The organism is Aurantiacibacter sp. D1-12 (assembly GCF_028858515.1).
Lineage (GTDB): Bacteria > Pseudomonadota > Alphaproteobacteria > Sphingomonadales > Sphingomonadaceae > Alteraurantiacibacter.
Window position 1 is genome coordinate 339,762 of sequence record NZ_JAPJZJ010000003.1, and the last position, 16,314, is coordinate 356,075.

Below are 16,314 nucleotides of genomic sequence, written 5' to 3' on the forward strand. Positions count from 1 at the left end.
CATGGTTCCCAATAGGGCACCTGAGGCATTGTGCCATAAAGTTTCATGTGATACTAAATCGGTATGGACTACCAAACAGGGTTTCTCAACCACTTCGCTACCGAGGCTGTTGAAGGCGCGTTGCCCGAAGGGCGCAATTCGCCACAACGCCCGGCGTTCGGTCTCTACGCCGAACAGTTCAGTTCCAGCGCCTTCACCGCGCCGCGGGCCGAGAACCGCCGCAGTTGGCTCTATCGCATGCGCCCGACGACCGAGCATGGTGCGTTCACGCCCTATGCCGGTGCGGCGCGGTTTGTGGCTGCGGACGCTTCGCACACGACGCCCAACCGCCTGCGTTGGGACCCGTTGCCGATGCCTGCGGGCGAGGTCGATTTCGTTGACGGCATGGTGACCTATGGCGGCAATGGCGGGCCGAGCGAAGGCGGAATCGGCATCCACCTCTACGCGGCCAGTAAAAGCATGGAGAATCGCGCCTTCCAGAACAGCGATGGTGAAATGCTGATCGCGCCACAGCAAGGCACTCTGCTGGTGACGACCGAACTGGGGCGCATGGATGTGCCGCCGGGCCACATCTGCGTGATCCCCAAGGGCATGCGTTTCCGCGTCGAGCTGACCGATGGACCGGCGCGCGGTTACGTGTGCGAGAACTACGGTGCGCCTTTCCGTCTGCCCGACCTTGGCCCCATCGGCGCGAACGGCCTTGCCAATCCGCGCGATTTCGAGGCCCCGGTGGCATGGTTCGAAGATCGTGAAGAGGACTTCGAGATCGTGCAGAAATTCAACGGGTCGATGTGGACCACTACGATCGGCTGGTCGCCGTTTGATGTGGTCGGCTGGCACGGCAACTCTGTGCCATGTCGTTATGACCTCGCGAAGTTCAACACCATCGGCACGGTCAGTTATGACCATCCCGATCCCAGTATCTTCACCGTGCTCACCAGCCCCTCCGATACACCGGGCATGGCCAATTGTGACTTCGTGATATTCCCGCCGCGCTGGATGGTGGGCGAGGATACGTTCCGCCCGCCATGGTTCCACCGCAACGTGATGAGCGAGTTCATGGGCCTGATCCATGGCGAATACGATGCCAAGGAAGGCGGTGGTTTCGAGCCTGGTGGAGCGAGCCTGCACAACCAGTTCAATGGGCATGGCCCCGATGTCGACAGCACTGCAAAGGCGATGGCTGTGGACCTTAAACCGCACAAGATCGACAACACGCTGGCTTTCATGTTTGAAAGCCGCGCGATTATCCAGACTACAGACTTCGCCATGAATGGCGGCCTCCTGCAAGGCGATTACGATGCCTGCTGGAGCGGATTTCCGAAAGCGAGACTTCCCTGAATGACCCAAACGACCGACCACACGCATGACGCCAATGCCACCAGCTGGGTGGAGAGCGCGAGCGGCCATGCTGACTTTCCCGTACAGAACCTGCCCATTGGCGTGTTTTCACATGGAGAAAGCGCGCCGCGCGGCGGCATGGCAATCGGCGACATGGTGCTCGATCTGCCCGGCATCGCGATGATGCTGGAAGACCCTGCCGAGGATGCAGCGCTTACCGCCAACGCTCCGGTGCTCAACGCGCTGTTCGCCGGTGGTCGCGCTCCGATCAAGGCGCTGCGTGAAGCCGTGTTCGCGCTCCTGACAGACGAGAGCAAGCGCACCGGGGTTGAGCCGCATCTCTATCCGGCCGCAGAGTGCACCATGCACGTGCCGTTCCTGATCCACGACTATACCGATTTCTACACCGGCATTCACCACGCGGTGAACATTGGCAGCCTGTTCCGCCCGGACAACCCGCTGCTGCCCAACTACAAGCATGTGCCAATTGGCTATCACGGGCGCAGCTCGTCGATCCGCGTATCGGGGACCGATGTGAAGCGCCCGGCCGGCCAGCAGAAGCCTGTTGAAGATGGCGGCAATCCCGAATTCGGTCCTTCCAAGCGCCTCGATTACGAGCTCGAGATGGCGATCTGGATCGGGCAGGGTAACGACCTTGGCGATCCCATCCCTGTGGGCGAGGCCGAAGAGCACATTGCCGGTATCTCGATCCTCAATGACTGGTCGGCGCGCGATATCCAGGCTTGGGAATACCAGCCGCTCGGGCCGTTTCTGGCCAAGAACTTCGCTTCGACCATATCGCCCTGGATTGTGACGATGGATGCGCTCGCGCCCTTCCGTACCGCGCAGCCCGTGCGTGCCGAGGGTGATCCGCAGCCGCTGCCGTACTTGCAGCACGACACAAGCGCCGCGGCGTTTGGCATCACAATGGAAGTGCTGTTGACGACGCCCAAGATGCGTGCCGAGGGTGCAGAGCCTTTCCGCCTGTCCAAAGGCCCGATGACAGCGATGTACTGGACCGCTGCACAGCTGATCGCGCACCATAGCGTTGGCGGGTGCAACATGCAGCCGGGGGACCTGCTTGGCACGGGCACGCTTACAAGCGGCGAAGAGGGCGGCGAAGGCAGTCTGATCGAGCTAACCGAAGGCGGTAAGAAGACCATCAATCTGCCCAACGGAGAGGAACGCAAGTTCCTCGAAGACGGGGACGAGATCATCATGCGCGCTTACGCCGAGAAGGACGGGTTCGCCCGCATCGGCATGGGCGACTGCCGCGCTACGATCACGGGCTGAGCGCGCGGGACACCCTATCGTGACGATAGGGTGCGACAGGTGTGACAGTGTCCTGATGAAGAAAAACGCCCCCGGAAATCGCATCTGACTTCCGGGGGCGTTTTTGCGAGTAATGGGCCGAGAGCAGGGCATGCAGTCGCTGTCTCATGACGCCTATTGTGTAGGAAAGGTAGGGCTTTACCGGCCCCACCTTTGAAAAGGCTTAGAAAGACCGCAAATCACCAAAAGCAGAGCGCGCGATACCATTCACCGTTGGGTAGCGGTACGTTGATGAGGCACCTCTCGGGGGTGTTTGTGGGATCATTCGGATCGTCCGTTGTGTCCGCGAAAGCCATACTTGGCGTGGCCGCTAGCAGCATTGCACCTGTGAGGCCACCAAGCGCCGTCTTGCGGATTTTTTCCATATTCTTCATTCGGCTATCCTTCCCGTTGGGAGGACTACTCGTGCCGCAACGCGTCGATCGGGTCAAGTTTGCTGGCGCGGTGGGCGGGGTAGTATCCGAAGGTAATGCCCATCAGCGCGCTGAAGGCGAAAGCGAGCAGGTTGAGGCCGGGGTTGAACAGGAATGGCAGGTCAATTGCACTTGCGATGACCACTGACAGGCCGAAGGCAAGGCCGATACCGATCAGACCGCCAAAACAACATAGCACCACAGCCTCTGTGAGGAATTGCATCCGCACTTCCTTGGCCAGCGCCCCGATGGCGAGGCGAATGCCGATCTCTCGCGTGCGTTCGGTCACGCTCACCAGCATGATGTTCATGATCCCAATGCCGCCCACCAGCAGGCTGATAGCGGCGATTACCGCCACGACCGCTGTCATCGCCTGGAAAATACCGCCAACCGTGTTGGAGATTTCTTGCGAGTCGATGACGTCGAAATTGTTGTCCTCACCCTCCTGAATTACGCGTCGCTCTCGTAGCAGGTCGACCAACTGGTTCTGGATGGTGAGCGTGCTGTAGCTGGGATCATATTTGACAACGAAGAACTGAATATCGTCATTGCCGATAAAACGGCGCTGGACTGTCTTGAGTGGCAGGTACACGATGTCGTTCGCGTCATTTCCGCCACCGACATTCGATCCGCTGCGTTCGTCGGCGATGCCGATTACCGTGCACGACACATCGTTCAGGCGCATTTCCTCGCCAATCACCTGATCGGCTACAAAGATCTTTTCGGCGATCGTTGTCCCGACGATGCATACGCTTTCGCCGCGTTCCTCTTCTTCGTCAGTGAAGCTTCGACCTTCGCCGACGTCGATATTCTGCGCAGAGAAGAACTCCCGGCTCGCACCATTCACGCTCGTTTGCCAGTCCTGCCCGTTGTGAAATGCCGTGGCATTGGTGAAGACAGCACCGGCAGCGAATTCCACACCTGCGATCTGGTTGCGAATGGCGCGGATGTCGTCTTGCTCAAAAGGTTGCCGTGGGACGTTGATATCGGGTTGCCGCGGGAAAACGATGAAAACTTGAGAGCCCAAGCCTGCCAGATCATCCTGTACGTTTTGCGTCAGGCCTTGTCCCAGCGTGACCATTGTGACCACCGAAGCGACACCGATGATGATGCCGAGCGTGGTGAGGAAGCTTCGCAGCAGGTGCCGGCGGATCTCGCGGATTGCCAGAAGCAATGTAGAACCAAACATGCGCATCAGACCGACGCTCCCGCTTTTTGTCCCCGTTGGACCCGCTCAACAAGGCCATCACGGAAATGGACGATGGTGCGCGCGTACTCGGCCATTTCCTCTTCGTGAGTGACCATCAACACGGTAATCCCGGTTTTGCTGAGGTCGGCGAGCAATTCCATGATCTCGACCGAGCGTTCTGAGTCCAGATTTCCGGTCGGTTCGTCCGCCAGCAGCACATCGGGATCTGTCACGAGTGCGCGCGCGATGGCCACGCGCTGCTGTTGACCGCCTGAAAGCTCCGCCGGGGTATGTGTCGCCCATGGTAATAGGCCCACTTTGTCGAGCGAGCGTTCAGCCGCTTCGCGACGCGCCTTCTTGTTCTCGCCGCGATAGAGCAGAGGTAGTTCAACATTCTCGAGCGCGGTGGTGCGTGCGAGCAGGTTGAAACCCTGAAACACAAACCCGAGATAGCGCCGCCGCAACAAAGATCGTTGATCCCGACTGAGGCTTTGTACTTCCACGCCGCGGAACCGGAAGGTGCCGCTGGTGGGCACGTCCAGACAGCCGAGGATGTTCATCGTCGTCGACTTGCCCGAGCCAGACGGTCCCATCACCGCGACAAAATCACCGCGGTCGATGGACAGGTCTACTCCTTTCAGCGCCTGGAAAGCAGCAGGACCCGTGCCGAAGGTCTTGGTTATACCTTCGAGCTCGATGAGCGGTTGTTCGCTCACTGCGGGCCTGCTCCTTCGCCGGTGACGACTTCCATTCCGGCTTCCAGTTCCTCGGATGTCACAACGGTGAAGCGGCCATCGCTTTGCCCCGTTACCACCTCGATGGCACGCAGCGACCCGTCTTCCTCGACCACGTAGACGGTCTGACGACTGCCAACACCTATCGATGCTTCGTCGTTCTGCTCCAGACCGAAATCGGGATTGCCGAAAACGCCGCCGCTATCCTCTTCGGTTTCAGGACTAAATCGCAGCGCTCCGTTCGGAACGAGCATCTGCTCGCCTGTGCTTTGCGTCTCGATGGATGCCGTAGCCGTCATACCGGGGCGCAGCAGGCCATCGCCGTTGCTGACTATCAGCCGCGCTTCGTAGCTGACAACCTGCTGGCCGCCCGCCTGTTGCTGGGCCGACTGGGCAATGTTGTTCGATGCTAGGTCGACGCGCTCCACCGTCGCAGGGAAGCGGCGGCCCGGATAGGCATCCACAGTGAAGGTCGCATCCTGACCGGCCTCGACCTGACCCACGTCAGCTTCGTCCAGATTGACGCGCAGCTGCATGGTGGCGAGGTCTTCTGCCAGCACGAACAGCGTCGGCGTGTTGAAGCTTGCCGCGACAGTCTGGCCGGGCTCGACCTGCCGCGCCAGCACGACGCCCGACACCGGAGAGCGCACCGTCGCGCGGCCACGGCTTACCTGTGAAGAGCTTAGCTGTGCCCGGGCTGCGGCGACATTGGCCTGTGCTGCAGCAACACTTGCCCGGTCGCGGTTCACGGCGGCGCGCGCCTGATCGATCTCGGCTTCGGACGGCACGCGGCCATCAGAGATACGTTGCACCTCGAGCAGGCGATTGAGCTGTGCCAGATTGCCATCAAGCGTCGCCTGTGCTTGCCCGACTTGCGCGCGCGCAGCGTTGAGATTGGCCTGACCCTGTCGGATCTGGTCATCGATAATCTCGGTATTGATGATCGCCAGAACTTGTCCGCGCGTCACCTGATCGTTCACGTCAACCAGCACGCGGTCGATCCGGCCCGAGACTTCGGAGCCAACCTCGACCTGATTGGTCGGGCGCAGACCGCCCGTCGCGGTGACCGAAAGGTCAAGCGAACGGGTCTCCACCTCTGCCGTGATGTAGTTGGGTGGTGGCGGCTCGGCAAAGCAGCGGGAGACGCCGAAGAGAATCAGCAGCAGCAGGATCACGCCGCCCCAAACGCGCTTGCGCTTGTACCACTTCTTCGGGCCCCCCTGGTCCAGATAGCTTTCGATGTCCTGTTCGGTTTCGTTGTCGCTCATTCTGCATTCCCGTCAGCAGCAGGCTGCAAGGTCGCCTGACCCGGCAGCGAGAAAGAATAGTCATCGGCGCTCCATCCACCGCCCAGTGCCTGGGTAAGGCGGACAAAAGCGATGGCGCGGTCGGCTTCGGCGCCGACAAGTCCGTTACGCGCGGAGAGAAGCTGGTTTTCCACGCTCAACAAGGTACGAAAATCAGTGAGGCCTGCCTGATACTGGCTGCGCGCAAGAAAAGCCGAATTCTCGGCTGCATCGACAGCTTCGAGCTGGATTGCAACTCGTTCATCGGCAGTGCGTTGAGACACTGCTGCGTTTTCTACCTCTTCCAGGGCGGAAAGGATCGATTTCTCCCATGCGGCCAGTGATGCGCGTGCGCCGGCTTCGGCGCTATCGACCCGCGCGGCGGTGCGCCCGCCATCGAAAAGCAGCTGGCTAATGCTTGAGAAAATATTACCACTAATAATATCGAACAAGTTGCTTAAATTGACAGGCCCTGTGCCAATCGATCCTCTAAGCCGTACTAGCGGTAGCAATTCTGCCCGGACAACACCGATGCGCGCACTGCTGGAAAGGAGTGTGGCCTCGGCAGCCCGCACGTCAGGACGACGCGAAAGAACAGCCGCAGGCGCTTCGAATCCTGCCAACTGCGGCGGTGTAGGCACGCGTGTTTCAGCATCGGCATGGATCATCGTGAGCACTCGCCCCGGCGGCTCGCCGATCAGGGTCGAAATGGCATTTGCGGTTGCGACGAGGCTGCTTTCCAGCTGCGGAATACTCGCAGCGGTTGCCGCACGCTGCGCGCGAGCCTGCTCTACATCGAGACTAGAGACCAACCCTGCCTGATTGCGCCAGCGTGCAATCTGCAGATTATCATTCTGATATTCCAGCGTACTGCGTGCGATTGCCAGCTGTTCTGCCGTCGCGCGGGCATTGATCGTGGAAATCGCGACCTGCCCTACGATTACGCGTTGCAAATCGGCCAGTGAATATCCTGCGGCAGCGAAATCCGCTTGTGCTGCGGCGACATTTCCTGAGATCTGCCCGAAAAGATCGAGTTCCCAGCTGGCTTCGGCACCCAGGTTGAACAGTACGCCGTCACGCGCGCGATCACCAACATCACGAGTGACGCCGCCATTGCCGGAAAGCGAGGGAAAATACCCCGCGCGTGCCTGCACCAGCGATGCGCGCGCCTGATCGAGGCGGGCTGCGCTTTGTGCAAGATCGCGGTTTTCGATGATGGCCTGTTCGACGAATTCCGTCAGCAGCGGATCGCCCAGCATGGTCCAGTATTCGGTCAGGTCGGTGGCAACGAGCTCTGCATCGGTCTGAACCCAGTCGGAAGGCATCGAAAGCGTGCTTTCGGGAATATCGCCGACGGGCGTGGTACATGCACCCAGTGCCAACAGCGCAGGAGCGGCCATAAGCCATCCTTTTGCCCGGTACCCACGATTGCTTTGCAACATTCCGCCCCTCTATCCCGTGTTGTGTCCAGCCTTACGGCTCAGACGCTATTCGTCCAGCCAAATGTCGATTACCATCCTGTAACCGACTGATTCGGTGCCATTACGGCAACAAACCTGTCCAAGCGTTCCGGGTGAACCCCTGAAGTCTGACTGGCCCAATCGGCTTGCAACAGACAGTCTTGTTCGAGGAACGGCCTATCCCGCCCGACGAATGTGTATTGCGGGGGCAATACGCCTATCGCAAGCGGATGAGCGTTGATTTCCACCATGTTGCGCTTGCAACACGGCGGACCAGAATACGCTTGAAGGCAAATCGCAGGTTGATTCTGGTGCCCGAAATGCCGAAAACGCAGGAAACACGGTGCATTGCGCCAATTTCGGGCGGCCTGGCGGGGAGCGGCTGCGGCGAAGGACTGATATTCTTGCGCGGATGAAAGCAAAGGCCGCGTTCCCCTTTGAAAACGTAACGAGATGCGCGCAACCATTCGATCCCTGGTGACCCTTTCGCTGCTAGCGGGTTCTGCAGGCCTGCATGCGCAGGACGTGAACGAGGGAGAGGTGGCCGGGCAGGTCTATGGTCCGCCAGCTAGCGGTGTGAATGTCGCCCGGCCTCCTGCGCCGATAGCGATCCCCGAGGAGCTTGATCTTGCGGCGGCGCTTGCATCCACCACCCATCCGCAGGTCCAGGCGAGCGAGGCCGAAGCCGAGGCACTGGGTGCCGAATACCGCGTTGCACGCTGGCAGCGCTTCCCATCGGTCTCGGTAGAAGCCTTGCTGGCGACCGAGGGATCATCCTTCGCCGATCAGGACGGGTTTGCGCTCAACGCCATTCTCGAACAGCCGATCTGGACCGGCGGCCGGATCAATGGCGAGATCGACCGCGCCCGTGCGGCACTGCGCGTCGGGCAGGACCGCGTTGGTGAAGCGCAGCGCGATATCGTGCTGCGAGTGATCAGCGCCTACTATGACTACGTTCTGGCTTCGGAGAGGGTCAAAGTGCTCGAGGCGAGCCTTGAGGAGCACAACACACTGCTCGCAGCCATTGGTCGCCGCGTGGACCAGGAGGTATCTCCTCTGGCTGACCTGACACTGGGCCGTTCGCGCACGGCGCAAGTCGAGCTCGACCTTGCGAGCACGCTGGAAGCCCGCGAAAGTGCGCGTCTGCGGCTTTTGTCGCTGACGGGCGATGTGGAAATCAAGCCTGCCTTGCCCCCCTCAGGCGTGTCCAGCACACTCCCCGCAGAGGAAGTGGCGCTGGCGGATGCGCTGGGTTGCAGCCCCAGCCTCGCCGCGCTCACCGATCTGATTGCTGTGGCAGAGGCGCAGCGCGATATTGCAGAGGCGCAGCTCTGGCCGCAGCTGCTGTTGCAGATTTCGCAGAACGAGATCACGGGCGCGCGCGCTGCGGTGGTGCTGCGTGCGCAGTTGGGGCCGGGTCAATCGCAGATCACTGCGCTCGATGCCAGTGACGCGCGGATCCAGCGCGCGCTGGCCGATTTCGCCGATTCAGAGCGTATTCTGCGCGAACAACTGCGCCGCGACTATGTGCTGGTGCGGGCGTCGGAACGCCGGATAGAGGCGGGCGTGCTCGCGGCGGATGCGGCGGCGGAAATCATCGCGAGTTACCAGCGCCAGTTCATCGCTGGGCGGCGCAGCTGGCTTGATGTAATGAACGCAGTGCGCGAAGCGGCCAATGCGCGGCTTTCGGAAAGCGATGCGCGTGTTACAGCGGCGGCCGGCACAGCGCGCGTTCTGGCGCTTGCCTGTCGTTGGCAGCCGGACGGGGCGGAGACTATTCAGTGATTGAGGGCAGCGCAGAGCGCGCGGTTCAGCTTTACGCACGGGCAACGGGCAAGTCGCTTGCCCCGCAATGGAATATCGAGCTGCGCGATGTCGAGCTTGCTGACGGGATCGATGCGCTTCCCGGACTGATCGCAGTTCTCGGGTGGGAGCCTGCACGCCGGATCGAAGGGCCACCGCGTCCCGACCAGTTCCCGTTGATGGTCTATGATGCGACCGTGGGCTGGGCAGTTGTCCAGCAATGGGATGGCGAGGATGTGATGGCGCTGGTGGGCGAACGCGGCCTGCTGCCATACGATCCGGAGCAGAGCTTCTTCACCATGAACCTGCCAGATCCGCTGTCCAACGATGGCGGGCGCGCGATCGATGTGTTCTGGCGCGCGATCAAGCGGCGCAAGCAGCCGCTCGTTATGGCGGGCCTTGCCACGGTGTTCGCCAATCTGTTGACGCTGGCGACCTCACTCTATTCGATGCAGCTGTACGACCGCGTGATCCCGCTCGCGAGCTATGACACACTGTTCGTCCTGACTGCAGGCGTGCTGTTCGCGCTGACACTTGATCTGGTGCTGCGAAGCTTGCGGGCTCTGCTGATAGAGCGCGAAGCACAGGACATCGATGCTGAGGTGAGCGAGTTCTTCTTCGCGCGGGCACAGGCCATCCGCCTTGATGCCCGGCCACCTGGCATCGGTACGATGGCCAGCCAGCTGCGTGGGCAGGACCAGATCCGGCAGGTGATGTCCTCCGGTTCGCTGTTCATGCTTGCCGACTTACCCTTCGCGCTGTTCTTTGTCGGCGTGATTGCCATGATCGGCGGGCCGCTTGCGCTGGTGCCGCTCATCGCGTTGCCGGTGGCGCTGACCCTCGCCCTGATCCTGAGCAAGATCATCCGTAATGGCACTGACCGTGCACAGGTCAGCGGCAACCGCAAGAACGGTATGTTGGTGGAATCGCTCGACGCGGCGGAAACGGTGAAGGCCAATCGCGGCGGCTGGTTCATGATGGGCCGCTGGAACCGTCTGGTGCGCGAAATCCATCACTACGAACTGCCGGTGAAGAAAGCGTCTGCTGTTGCTGGCACCCTGTTCTCCACCTTGCAGCAGGTTGCCTTTGTCGGGATCATGGGCTGGGGTGCCTACCTCGCCTCGCAAGGGGAAATCACTACGGGTGCACTGCTCGCTTGCTCGATCATCTCGGGTCGGATCAACGGTCCGCTGGTGGCGCAGCTGCCCAATCTGATCGTGCAATGGGGCTATGCGCGCTCATCGTTGAAGGCGCTCGACGGGATTATGGACTTGCCGCTCGATCCGGCCAGTGGTGCAGGCGCGCTGCGGCCCGATCATATGGAAGGCAGTTACAAGCTGACCGATGTCGTGTTCGCCTATCCTGGGGCCCAGCGGCCTGCTCTGGAAGTCGAGCGACTGCAGATCGATCCGGGCGAGCGTGTGGCGATTGTCGGCGGTATTGGCTCGGGCAAATCGACGCTGCTTAAGCTGATGAGCGGTCTCTACACGCCGTTGCAGGGCAGCCTGTTGCTTGGCGGGCTCGATCTCAGCCAGGTGGCAGAGGATATTGCCCGTCGCCATGTTGGCTATGTCTCGCAGGATGCGCGCCTGATCAACGGCACATTGCGCGATAACCTGGCGATGGGGCTGGGCGATATCAGCGATGAGGAGATCATGGCGGTCGCACGAGAGACGCGGCTCGATGCTATGATCGCGAACCAGCCGGACGGACTGATGTTGCAGATTCAGGAGGGCGGTCGCGGCCTATCGGGTGGACAACGCGCGATAGTGGGCCTCAACCGCCTTCTGCTCTCGACGCCCAAGGTGTGGCTGATGGACGAGCCCACGGCATCGCTTGACCAGAATACCGAAAATGCAGCGCTCGCGGCAATCAGTAGCCAGATCGAGAAGGACTCGATCCTGGTGATGGTGACACACAAACCGCAGCTGCTCACCCGCTTTACTCGCGTAATCGTGATGGCGAACGGGAAGATCGTGAAAGACGGCCCCACGCAAGAGGTGCTGCGCGATCTCGCTCCGAAGAAGGTCGATGACAAGAAGCCGCCAAAACGCGTTACGGTGCCGGGCGGTGTCACAACATCCGTGCGCAAGAAGCCGGGTAACGGCGGTACATCGAAAGACGGACCTTCCGATGAAAACCCGGACAAGAACGGAGATGCATCGTGATGGCACGCCTGCGCCCCTCACACTGGATCATCATTGCGATCTGCGTTGCAACGTTTGGCTTTATTGGCTGGTCGCAATGGGCAGAACTCGATCAGGTGACGCGCGCACCGGGCCGCGTGGTGCCGTTCGCCCGCGTGCAGATCGTTCAGAGTGAGGAGGGTGGCGCGATCAACCAAATCCATGTGCGCGAGGGCGACTTGGTTACCGCCGGCCAATTGCTGGTGGAGCTTGACTCGGTGCAGCTGGTGGCCGGAGTTGACGAGGCGCGCGCGCGGGTTGCCGCGCTGCAAAGCCGGATGGCGCGTATCGATGCCGAGTTGTTCGACAAGCCGCTGACTTTCCCTGCATCATTGCGTGATTTTCCCGAGTTCACTGCTAACCAGCGCCAGCTTTTCAGCCGCCGCCGTGCGGCGCTGAATGCCGAAGTGAATTCACTGCAGAGCATGGCGACCTTGCAGCGCGAAGAGCTCGATCTGAACATGCCGCTCGTTGAAACGGGAGACGTGGCGCGCTCCGAAATCATCCGCATGCAGCGCGCGATTGTGGAGACCGAAGGGAGGATATCGAACATTCGCGCGCAGTATATTCGCGATCTTCAGACCGAATTTGCGACTACAGAAGAAGAACTGGTGGCAGCACAGCAGTTACTCACCCAGCGCGAAGACTCTCTGCGCGCGGCAAGTATTGTCGCGCCGACCGATGGTATTGTGAAAAACGTTCGTCTGACGACGCTCGGCGGGGTGCTGCGTCCGGGTGACGAGGTGATGCAGATAGTGCCGACGGGCGAGCGGCTGATTGTCGAGGCGCAAGTGCCTCCGCGCGACATTGCCTTTGTCGAGAATGGCCAGCGCGCGCGGGTGAACTTCGATGCCTATGACAGCGCCGTTTACGGATCGGGTGATGGAGAGGTTGTGTTCATCAGCCCCGATACGCTGTCCGAAGAGGGGTCGGATGGCACGGTGAACATCTATTACCGCGTCAATCTGGAAGTTGACACGGATACCATGCGCCCGCGGCGTGAGGGCGAGCGGATCGATCTTCAGCCGGGCATGACCGCAACTGCGGAAATCCTGACCGGCAGCCAGACAGTGTGGGAATACATCACCAAACCGATCCTCAAAACGACCCGCGATTCCCTGCAGGAGCGGTGATCAGCTTTCCGGTCGCGTCACTTCATCGGCAAATGCAATCGCGTCCTCCAATACCGGAGCGCGGCCGCGCAAGGGGCGCGCCATAGCGATCAGGATGTCGATATGATCAACACCTTCGTACTGCGTCACTTCGGCATCCACTCCAGCCTCGGTCAGATGCGCTGCCAAGGAGACGCTGTTGCGCGGTTTGACGGTGGTATCCTCGGCGCCGGTTAGCAGGAGCGCGGGCGGGCTGCTCGCATCGGCGTAGGTAATCGGCTGCGTCTCTTCGAGCTGCGGCCACTGTCCAAAGGCTTCGATGGTCGATGATGTGTCGAGCGGCAGGAAGTCGTAGGGCCCGGCAAGGCCGATCAGCCCCTTGATCGCCGCGCGGTCCTCTCCCAGCCACTGCGGATCTGCGGCAAGCATCGCCGCAAGATGGGCGCCGGCGGAGTGCCCCATCACGACGATGTTATCCGGATCACCACCGCGTTCCGCGATATTCGCCCGCACCCAGCGCATGGCTTCAGCGCCATCTTCCACAAAGCCGGGGAAGCGCACTTCCGGCACCAGGCGATAGTCGGGCACAACCACGATGTAGTTCTGCGCGGCGAGCGCACGGCCCGCGAAGTCATAGCCATGCCGCGTTCCGCTGTTCCAGCTGCCTCCATAGAACCAGACTATCACCGGCAGGGCCACGTCCGGAGCCTCGACTGGCGCATAGATATCAAGCATCTGGCGCTCGTTGGTCCCGTAAGCGATGCCGGTTGCGATCTGTGCACTGTTGCCGTCCTTCGGCACTAGCGCATTGAAGGTGCGCAGCCGGTCAACCGAGAACGCAATGCCCGCCGCCAGCGCGGCCAGGGCGATAGGAGCAAGGATGAATTTCATCGCGCCCATGTGGACGTGGCTGGGTTAGGAGGCAAGTGGGAAGCCGCTTCCAATCGTGTCGTCGTGCGCTAAAGATGATCCATGATCCGCAAATTTCTCGGAAAGAATTCCACCGCTGACGACGGTAGCAAGGCTCCACTCGCGGGCATCAAAGTCGTCGAACTCGCGCGTATCTTGGCAGGGCCCTGGGCAGGGCAGGTGCTCGCCGATCTCGGGGCAGAGGTCATCAAGGTCGAAAGCCCGGAAGGTGACGATACGCGCACCTGGGGACCACCCTTTATCGATCGCGAAGATGGCGGCAAGGATGCTGCCTATTTCCACGCGGCCAATCGCGGGAAGGACAGCGTTACCGCCGATTTCACCGATGCGGACGATCTGGCGCGGGTGAAAGCGCTGATTGCCGAGGCTGACGTGGTGATCGAGAACTTCAAGGTGGGCGGTCTCGCGAAGTTTGGGCTCGATTACGAGAGTCTGAAGACGGACAATCCGCGCCTCGTCTATTGCTCCATCACCGGCTTTGGGCAGGACGGTCCCTATGCGCCGCGCGCCGGGTACGATTTTATCATTCAGGGCATGAGCGGGATTATGGACCTGACGGGCGAGCCTGATGGCGCGCCGCAGAAGATCGGCGTTGCCTATGCCGATATCATGACCGGGCTTTACGCTGTGATCGGCATCCAGGCGGCACTGCGGCAGCGCGAGGCTACCGGACGTGGGCAGCTGGTCGATATGGCACTGTTTGACGTGATGGTGGGGACGCTCGCCAACCAGGCGACGAACTATCTCAGTTCGGGTCGCAATCCCAAGCGGATGGGCAATGCCCACCCCAATATCGCGCCCTATGAGGCTTTCGAAGCGAAAGGCGGCTGGCTGATTGTGGCAGTGGGCAATGACAACCAGTTTGCCCGTTTTGCCGAGGCGATTGACCTGTCGGCGCGCGAGGAATGGCGTACCAACGCGCGGCGGGTGAAGAACCGGGAGAGCCTGTCTGCCTCTGTTGCACGCCGCGTGGCGGAGTGGGAGCGGGACGCACTGCTCTCGAAGCTGGAAGAAGCACGTATTCCTGCCGGGCCGATCAATACGGTGAAGCAAGCACTCACCGACCCGCAAATCGAATCGCGCGGCATGGTCGTGGACTTGGAAGAGGGGTTGAAGGGCCTGCGCACGCCGATCCGCTTTTCGGATGCCGAGCTGGCGCTGGGCAAGGCATCTCCTAGCCTGCCACGCGACGAAGACTGACGCAGCGAATAGCCAAAAAAGAAGGGCCGGGAGATCGCTCTCCCGGCCCGTTCTGTTTGCCTTGTGAGGCTTGGGCTTAGTTGCCCGAGCCCGGACCGTAGGTCACTTCCACACGGCGGTTCTGCAGTTCGCGAACACCGTCTGCGGTTGCAACGCGCGGCTGGCTCTCACCAAAGGCTTCGCTCATGATGCGAGCAGCCGGGATGCCGCGACCCGTGAGGTAGTTACGAACCGAAGCGTTACGACGCTCGGACAGGCCGACGTTGTACGTGGTCGAACCCGAACGGTCAGCGTGACCGGCGAGCATGACCTGAGCCGTACCGCAGTTGCCGTAAGCCGACACAGCCGAGTTCAGCACGGTGGCTGCTTCCGGAGTGATGTCGCTCTGATCCCAGTCGAAGAACACGATGTAGGGACCGGTGTTGCACGGTGTCGGTTCAGGCTGCGGAGCTGGCCGCACCGGCGGCGGAGGAGGAGGCGTTACAGGCGCAGGAGGCGGTGCTACCGGCGCCGGCGGCGGAGGTGTGTCACCACCGAGCGAGAAGCGCAGGCCAACCGCACCAATGTGCTGGGTCGGATCGGTCTGCAGCGTGGCCGGAAGCAGGCTGTTGGTCAGGTCAGCTTCGTCGAACAGACCACGGTACTTGTATTCTGCAAACAGCTCTACACCGTCCGAAACGCGGCCCGAAAGACCGGCGATGCCCTGATAGGCAAAGGTCGTGTCAGCATCGTTTGTGACAAGAACGCCACTCGGGGCATAGTCAGCGTCGATGACATAGATACCGGCGCCAGCACCGATGTAAGGCTTAACGGAGCCGAGGTCGAAATCGTACAGAACGTTCAGAAACGCGCCGTAAGATTCCACATCGCCAGTAGCGTCAGCCAGAACGTTCCAGACCGACTGACCAGACGCGGCACCGCGGGTCAGGATGCTGGAATCCTGCGGACCGATTGCCTGACCGCCAACAATCAGATCGTTGTGGTATTCGAGGTCATAGGTGACATAGCTGCCGTCGAGTTCGATGCGGAAGCCGTTGTCGAACGCATAGCCGATCTGGCCGTTCACGTTCCAGCCGAGGTCAGCATTGGTATCGAACTGGTAGTCCGTACCAGCCGGAATAGCCGGGTAGGCGGGCGTTGCCGGAACATCCGCCGTAAACGTGCCGTCATTGGTGGTGTTTTCGGCCGTGGCCACACCGCCGCTGATTGCAATGTACGGGTCTGCTTGCGCAACGCCCGGAATTGCCAGCGCCGCGACAGACGCGGTAAGCAAAAGTTTCTTCATTGGTAATCCTCATTATGAAACGGGGTAGGGGTGCCCCAGGATA

General features: G+C 61.0%; 13 protein-coding genes. 6 read left to right on the top strand and 7 right to left on the bottom strand.

Annotated features, from left to right (window positions below; genetic code table 11):
* Nucleotides 1–63: 63 nt before the first annotated feature.
* Together hmgA and fahA are read left to right on the top strand one after the other, a co-directional pair.
* Entirely contained in the window at nt 64–1,341 is a 1,278-nt protein-coding gene (gene hmgA, locus OOZ52_RS08600; RefSeq protein WP_274698100.1) for a homogentisate 1,2-dioxygenase, read from the top strand.
* Nucleotides 1,342–2,634, top strand: coding sequence for a fumarylacetoacetase (fahA, locus tag OOZ52_RS08605; RefSeq protein ID WP_274698101.1), 1,293 nt, complete (start codon nt 1,342–1,344; stop codon nt 2,632–2,634).
* Nucleotides 2,635–2,852: 218 nt separating this feature from the next.
* Here the strand turns inward: fahA and OOZ52_RS08610 are convergent, their stop codons facing one another.
* From OOZ52_RS08610 to OOZ52_RS08630, 5 genes are read right to left on the bottom strand one after another with little or no spacing between them, the layout of a single operon-like run.
* On the bottom strand, nt 2,853–3,047 hold the full coding sequence (locus tag OOZ52_RS08610; protein ID WP_274698102.1) for a hypothetical protein: 195 nt from the start codon (nt 3,045–3,047) through the stop codon (nt 2,853–2,855).
* A gap of 25 nt (nt 3,048–3,072) precedes the next feature.
* Nucleotides 3,073–4,275 (bottom strand): ABC transporter permease, encoded by a 1,203-nt coding sequence (locus OOZ52_RS08615; protein ID WP_274698339.1) that lies wholly within the window; start codon nt 4,273–4,275, stop codon nt 3,073–3,075.
* A 5-nt stretch (nt 4,276–4,280) separates the two neighbouring features.
* On the bottom strand, nt 4,281–4,991 hold the full coding sequence (locus OOZ52_RS08620; protein WP_274698103.1) for an ABC transporter ATP-binding protein: 711 nt from the start codon (nt 4,989–4,991) through the stop codon (nt 4,281–4,283).
* The gene (locus OOZ52_RS08625; RefSeq protein ID WP_274698104.1) at nt 4,988–6,277 is read right to left on the bottom strand and encodes an efflux RND transporter periplasmic adaptor subunit; all 1,290 of its coding nucleotides are present in this window, start codon (nt 6,275–6,277) and stop codon (nt 4,988–4,990) included. Before OOZ52_RS08625 ends, OOZ52_RS08620 begins: the two co-directional genes overlap by 4 nt.
* A complete protein-coding gene (locus OOZ52_RS08630) occupies nt 6,274–7,695 on the bottom strand; it encodes an efflux transporter outer membrane subunit (protein WP_274698105.1) in 1,422 nt (473 codons plus the stop codon). Before OOZ52_RS08630 ends, OOZ52_RS08625 begins: the two co-directional genes overlap by 4 nt.
* 537 nt (nt 7,696–8,232) lie before the next feature.
* Here OOZ52_RS08630 and OOZ52_RS08635 point away from each other — a divergent pair.
* Genes OOZ52_RS08635 through OOZ52_RS08645 form a run of 3 tightly spaced genes read left to right on the top strand, consistent with a single transcriptional unit; the run spans nt 8,233 to nt 12,877 of the window.
* Nucleotides 8,233–9,540: a TolC family protein gene (locus OOZ52_RS08635; protein WP_274698106.1), complete on the top strand. Its 1,308-nt coding sequence runs from the start codon at nt 8,233–8,235 to the stop codon at nt 9,538–9,540.
* Nucleotides 9,537–11,726, top strand: coding sequence for an ATP-binding cassette domain-containing protein (locus OOZ52_RS08640; RefSeq protein ID WP_274698107.1), 2,190 nt, complete (start codon nt 9,537–9,539; stop codon nt 11,724–11,726). Before OOZ52_RS08635 ends, OOZ52_RS08640 begins: the two co-directional genes overlap by 4 nt.
* Nucleotides 11,726–12,877, top strand: a complete 1,152-nt coding sequence (locus tag OOZ52_RS08645; RefSeq protein WP_274698108.1) for an HlyD family efflux transporter periplasmic adaptor subunit — start codon at nt 11,726–11,728, stop codon at nt 12,875–12,877. The genes OOZ52_RS08640 and OOZ52_RS08645 overlap by 1 nt, the downstream gene beginning before the upstream one ends.
* On the opposite strand, the gene OOZ52_RS08650 is transcribed toward OOZ52_RS08645, so the two are convergent.
* A complete protein-coding gene (locus tag OOZ52_RS08650) occupies nt 12,878–13,756 on the bottom strand; it encodes an alpha/beta hydrolase (RefSeq protein ID WP_274698109.1) in 879 nt (292 codons plus the stop codon).
* Nucleotides 13,757–13,828: 72 nt separating this feature from the next.
* On the opposite strand from OOZ52_RS08650, the gene OOZ52_RS08655 reads away from it, so the two are divergent.
* Complete coding sequence (locus OOZ52_RS08655; RefSeq protein ID WP_274698110.1) at nt 13,829–14,986, top strand: CaiB/BaiF CoA transferase family protein; 1,158 nt, start codon at nt 13,829–13,831, stop codon at nt 14,984–14,986.
* Between the two features lie 76 nt (nt 14,987–15,062).
* On the opposite strand, the gene OOZ52_RS08660 is transcribed toward OOZ52_RS08655, so the two are convergent.
* Nucleotides 15,063–16,271 carry an OmpA family protein gene (locus OOZ52_RS08660; protein WP_274698111.1) on the bottom strand — a complete coding sequence of 403 codons (1,209 nt, stop codon included), beginning with the start codon at nt 16,269–16,271 and terminating at the stop codon, nt 15,063–15,065.
* Between the last annotated feature and the right edge of the window lie 43 nt (nt 16,272–16,314).

Bases quoted from the DNA above. Each gene is read 5' to 3' on its own strand.
- hmgA (WP_274698100.1), top strand. From the start codon at position 64: ATGGACTACCAAACAGGGTTTCTCAACCACTTCGCTACCGAGGCTGTT.
- fahA (WP_274698101.1), top strand. From the start codon at position 1,342: ATGACCCAAACGACCGACCACACGCATGACGCCAATGCCACCAGCTGG.
- OOZ52_RS08610 (WP_274698102.1), bottom strand. From the start codon at position 3,047: ATGAAGAATATGGAAAAAATCCGCAAGACGGCGCTTGGTGGCCTCACA.
- OOZ52_RS08615 (WP_274698339.1), bottom strand. From the start codon at position 4,275: ATGTTTGGTTCTACATTGCTTCTGGCAATCCGCGAGATCCGCCGGCAC.
- OOZ52_RS08625 (WP_274698104.1), bottom strand. From the start codon at position 6,277: ATGAGCGACAACGAAACCGAACAGGACATCGAAAGCTATCTGGACCAG.
- OOZ52_RS08630 (WP_274698105.1), bottom strand. From the start codon at position 7,695: ATGGCCGCTCCTGCGCTGTTGGCACTGGGTGCATGTACCACGCCCGTC.
- OOZ52_RS08645 (WP_274698108.1), top strand. From the start codon at position 11,726: ATGGCACGCCTGCGCCCCTCACACTGGATCATCATTGCGATCTGCGTT.
- OOZ52_RS08650 (WP_274698109.1), bottom strand. From the start codon at position 13,756: ATGGGCGCGATGAAATTCATCCTTGCTCCTATCGCCCTGGCCGCGCTG.
- OOZ52_RS08655 (WP_274698110.1), top strand. From the start codon at position 13,829: ATGATCCGCAAATTTCTCGGAAAGAATTCCACCGCTGACGACGGTAGC.
- OOZ52_RS08660 (WP_274698111.1), bottom strand. From the start codon at position 16,271: ATGAAGAAACTTTTGCTTACCGCGTCTGTCGCGGCGCTGGCAATTCCG.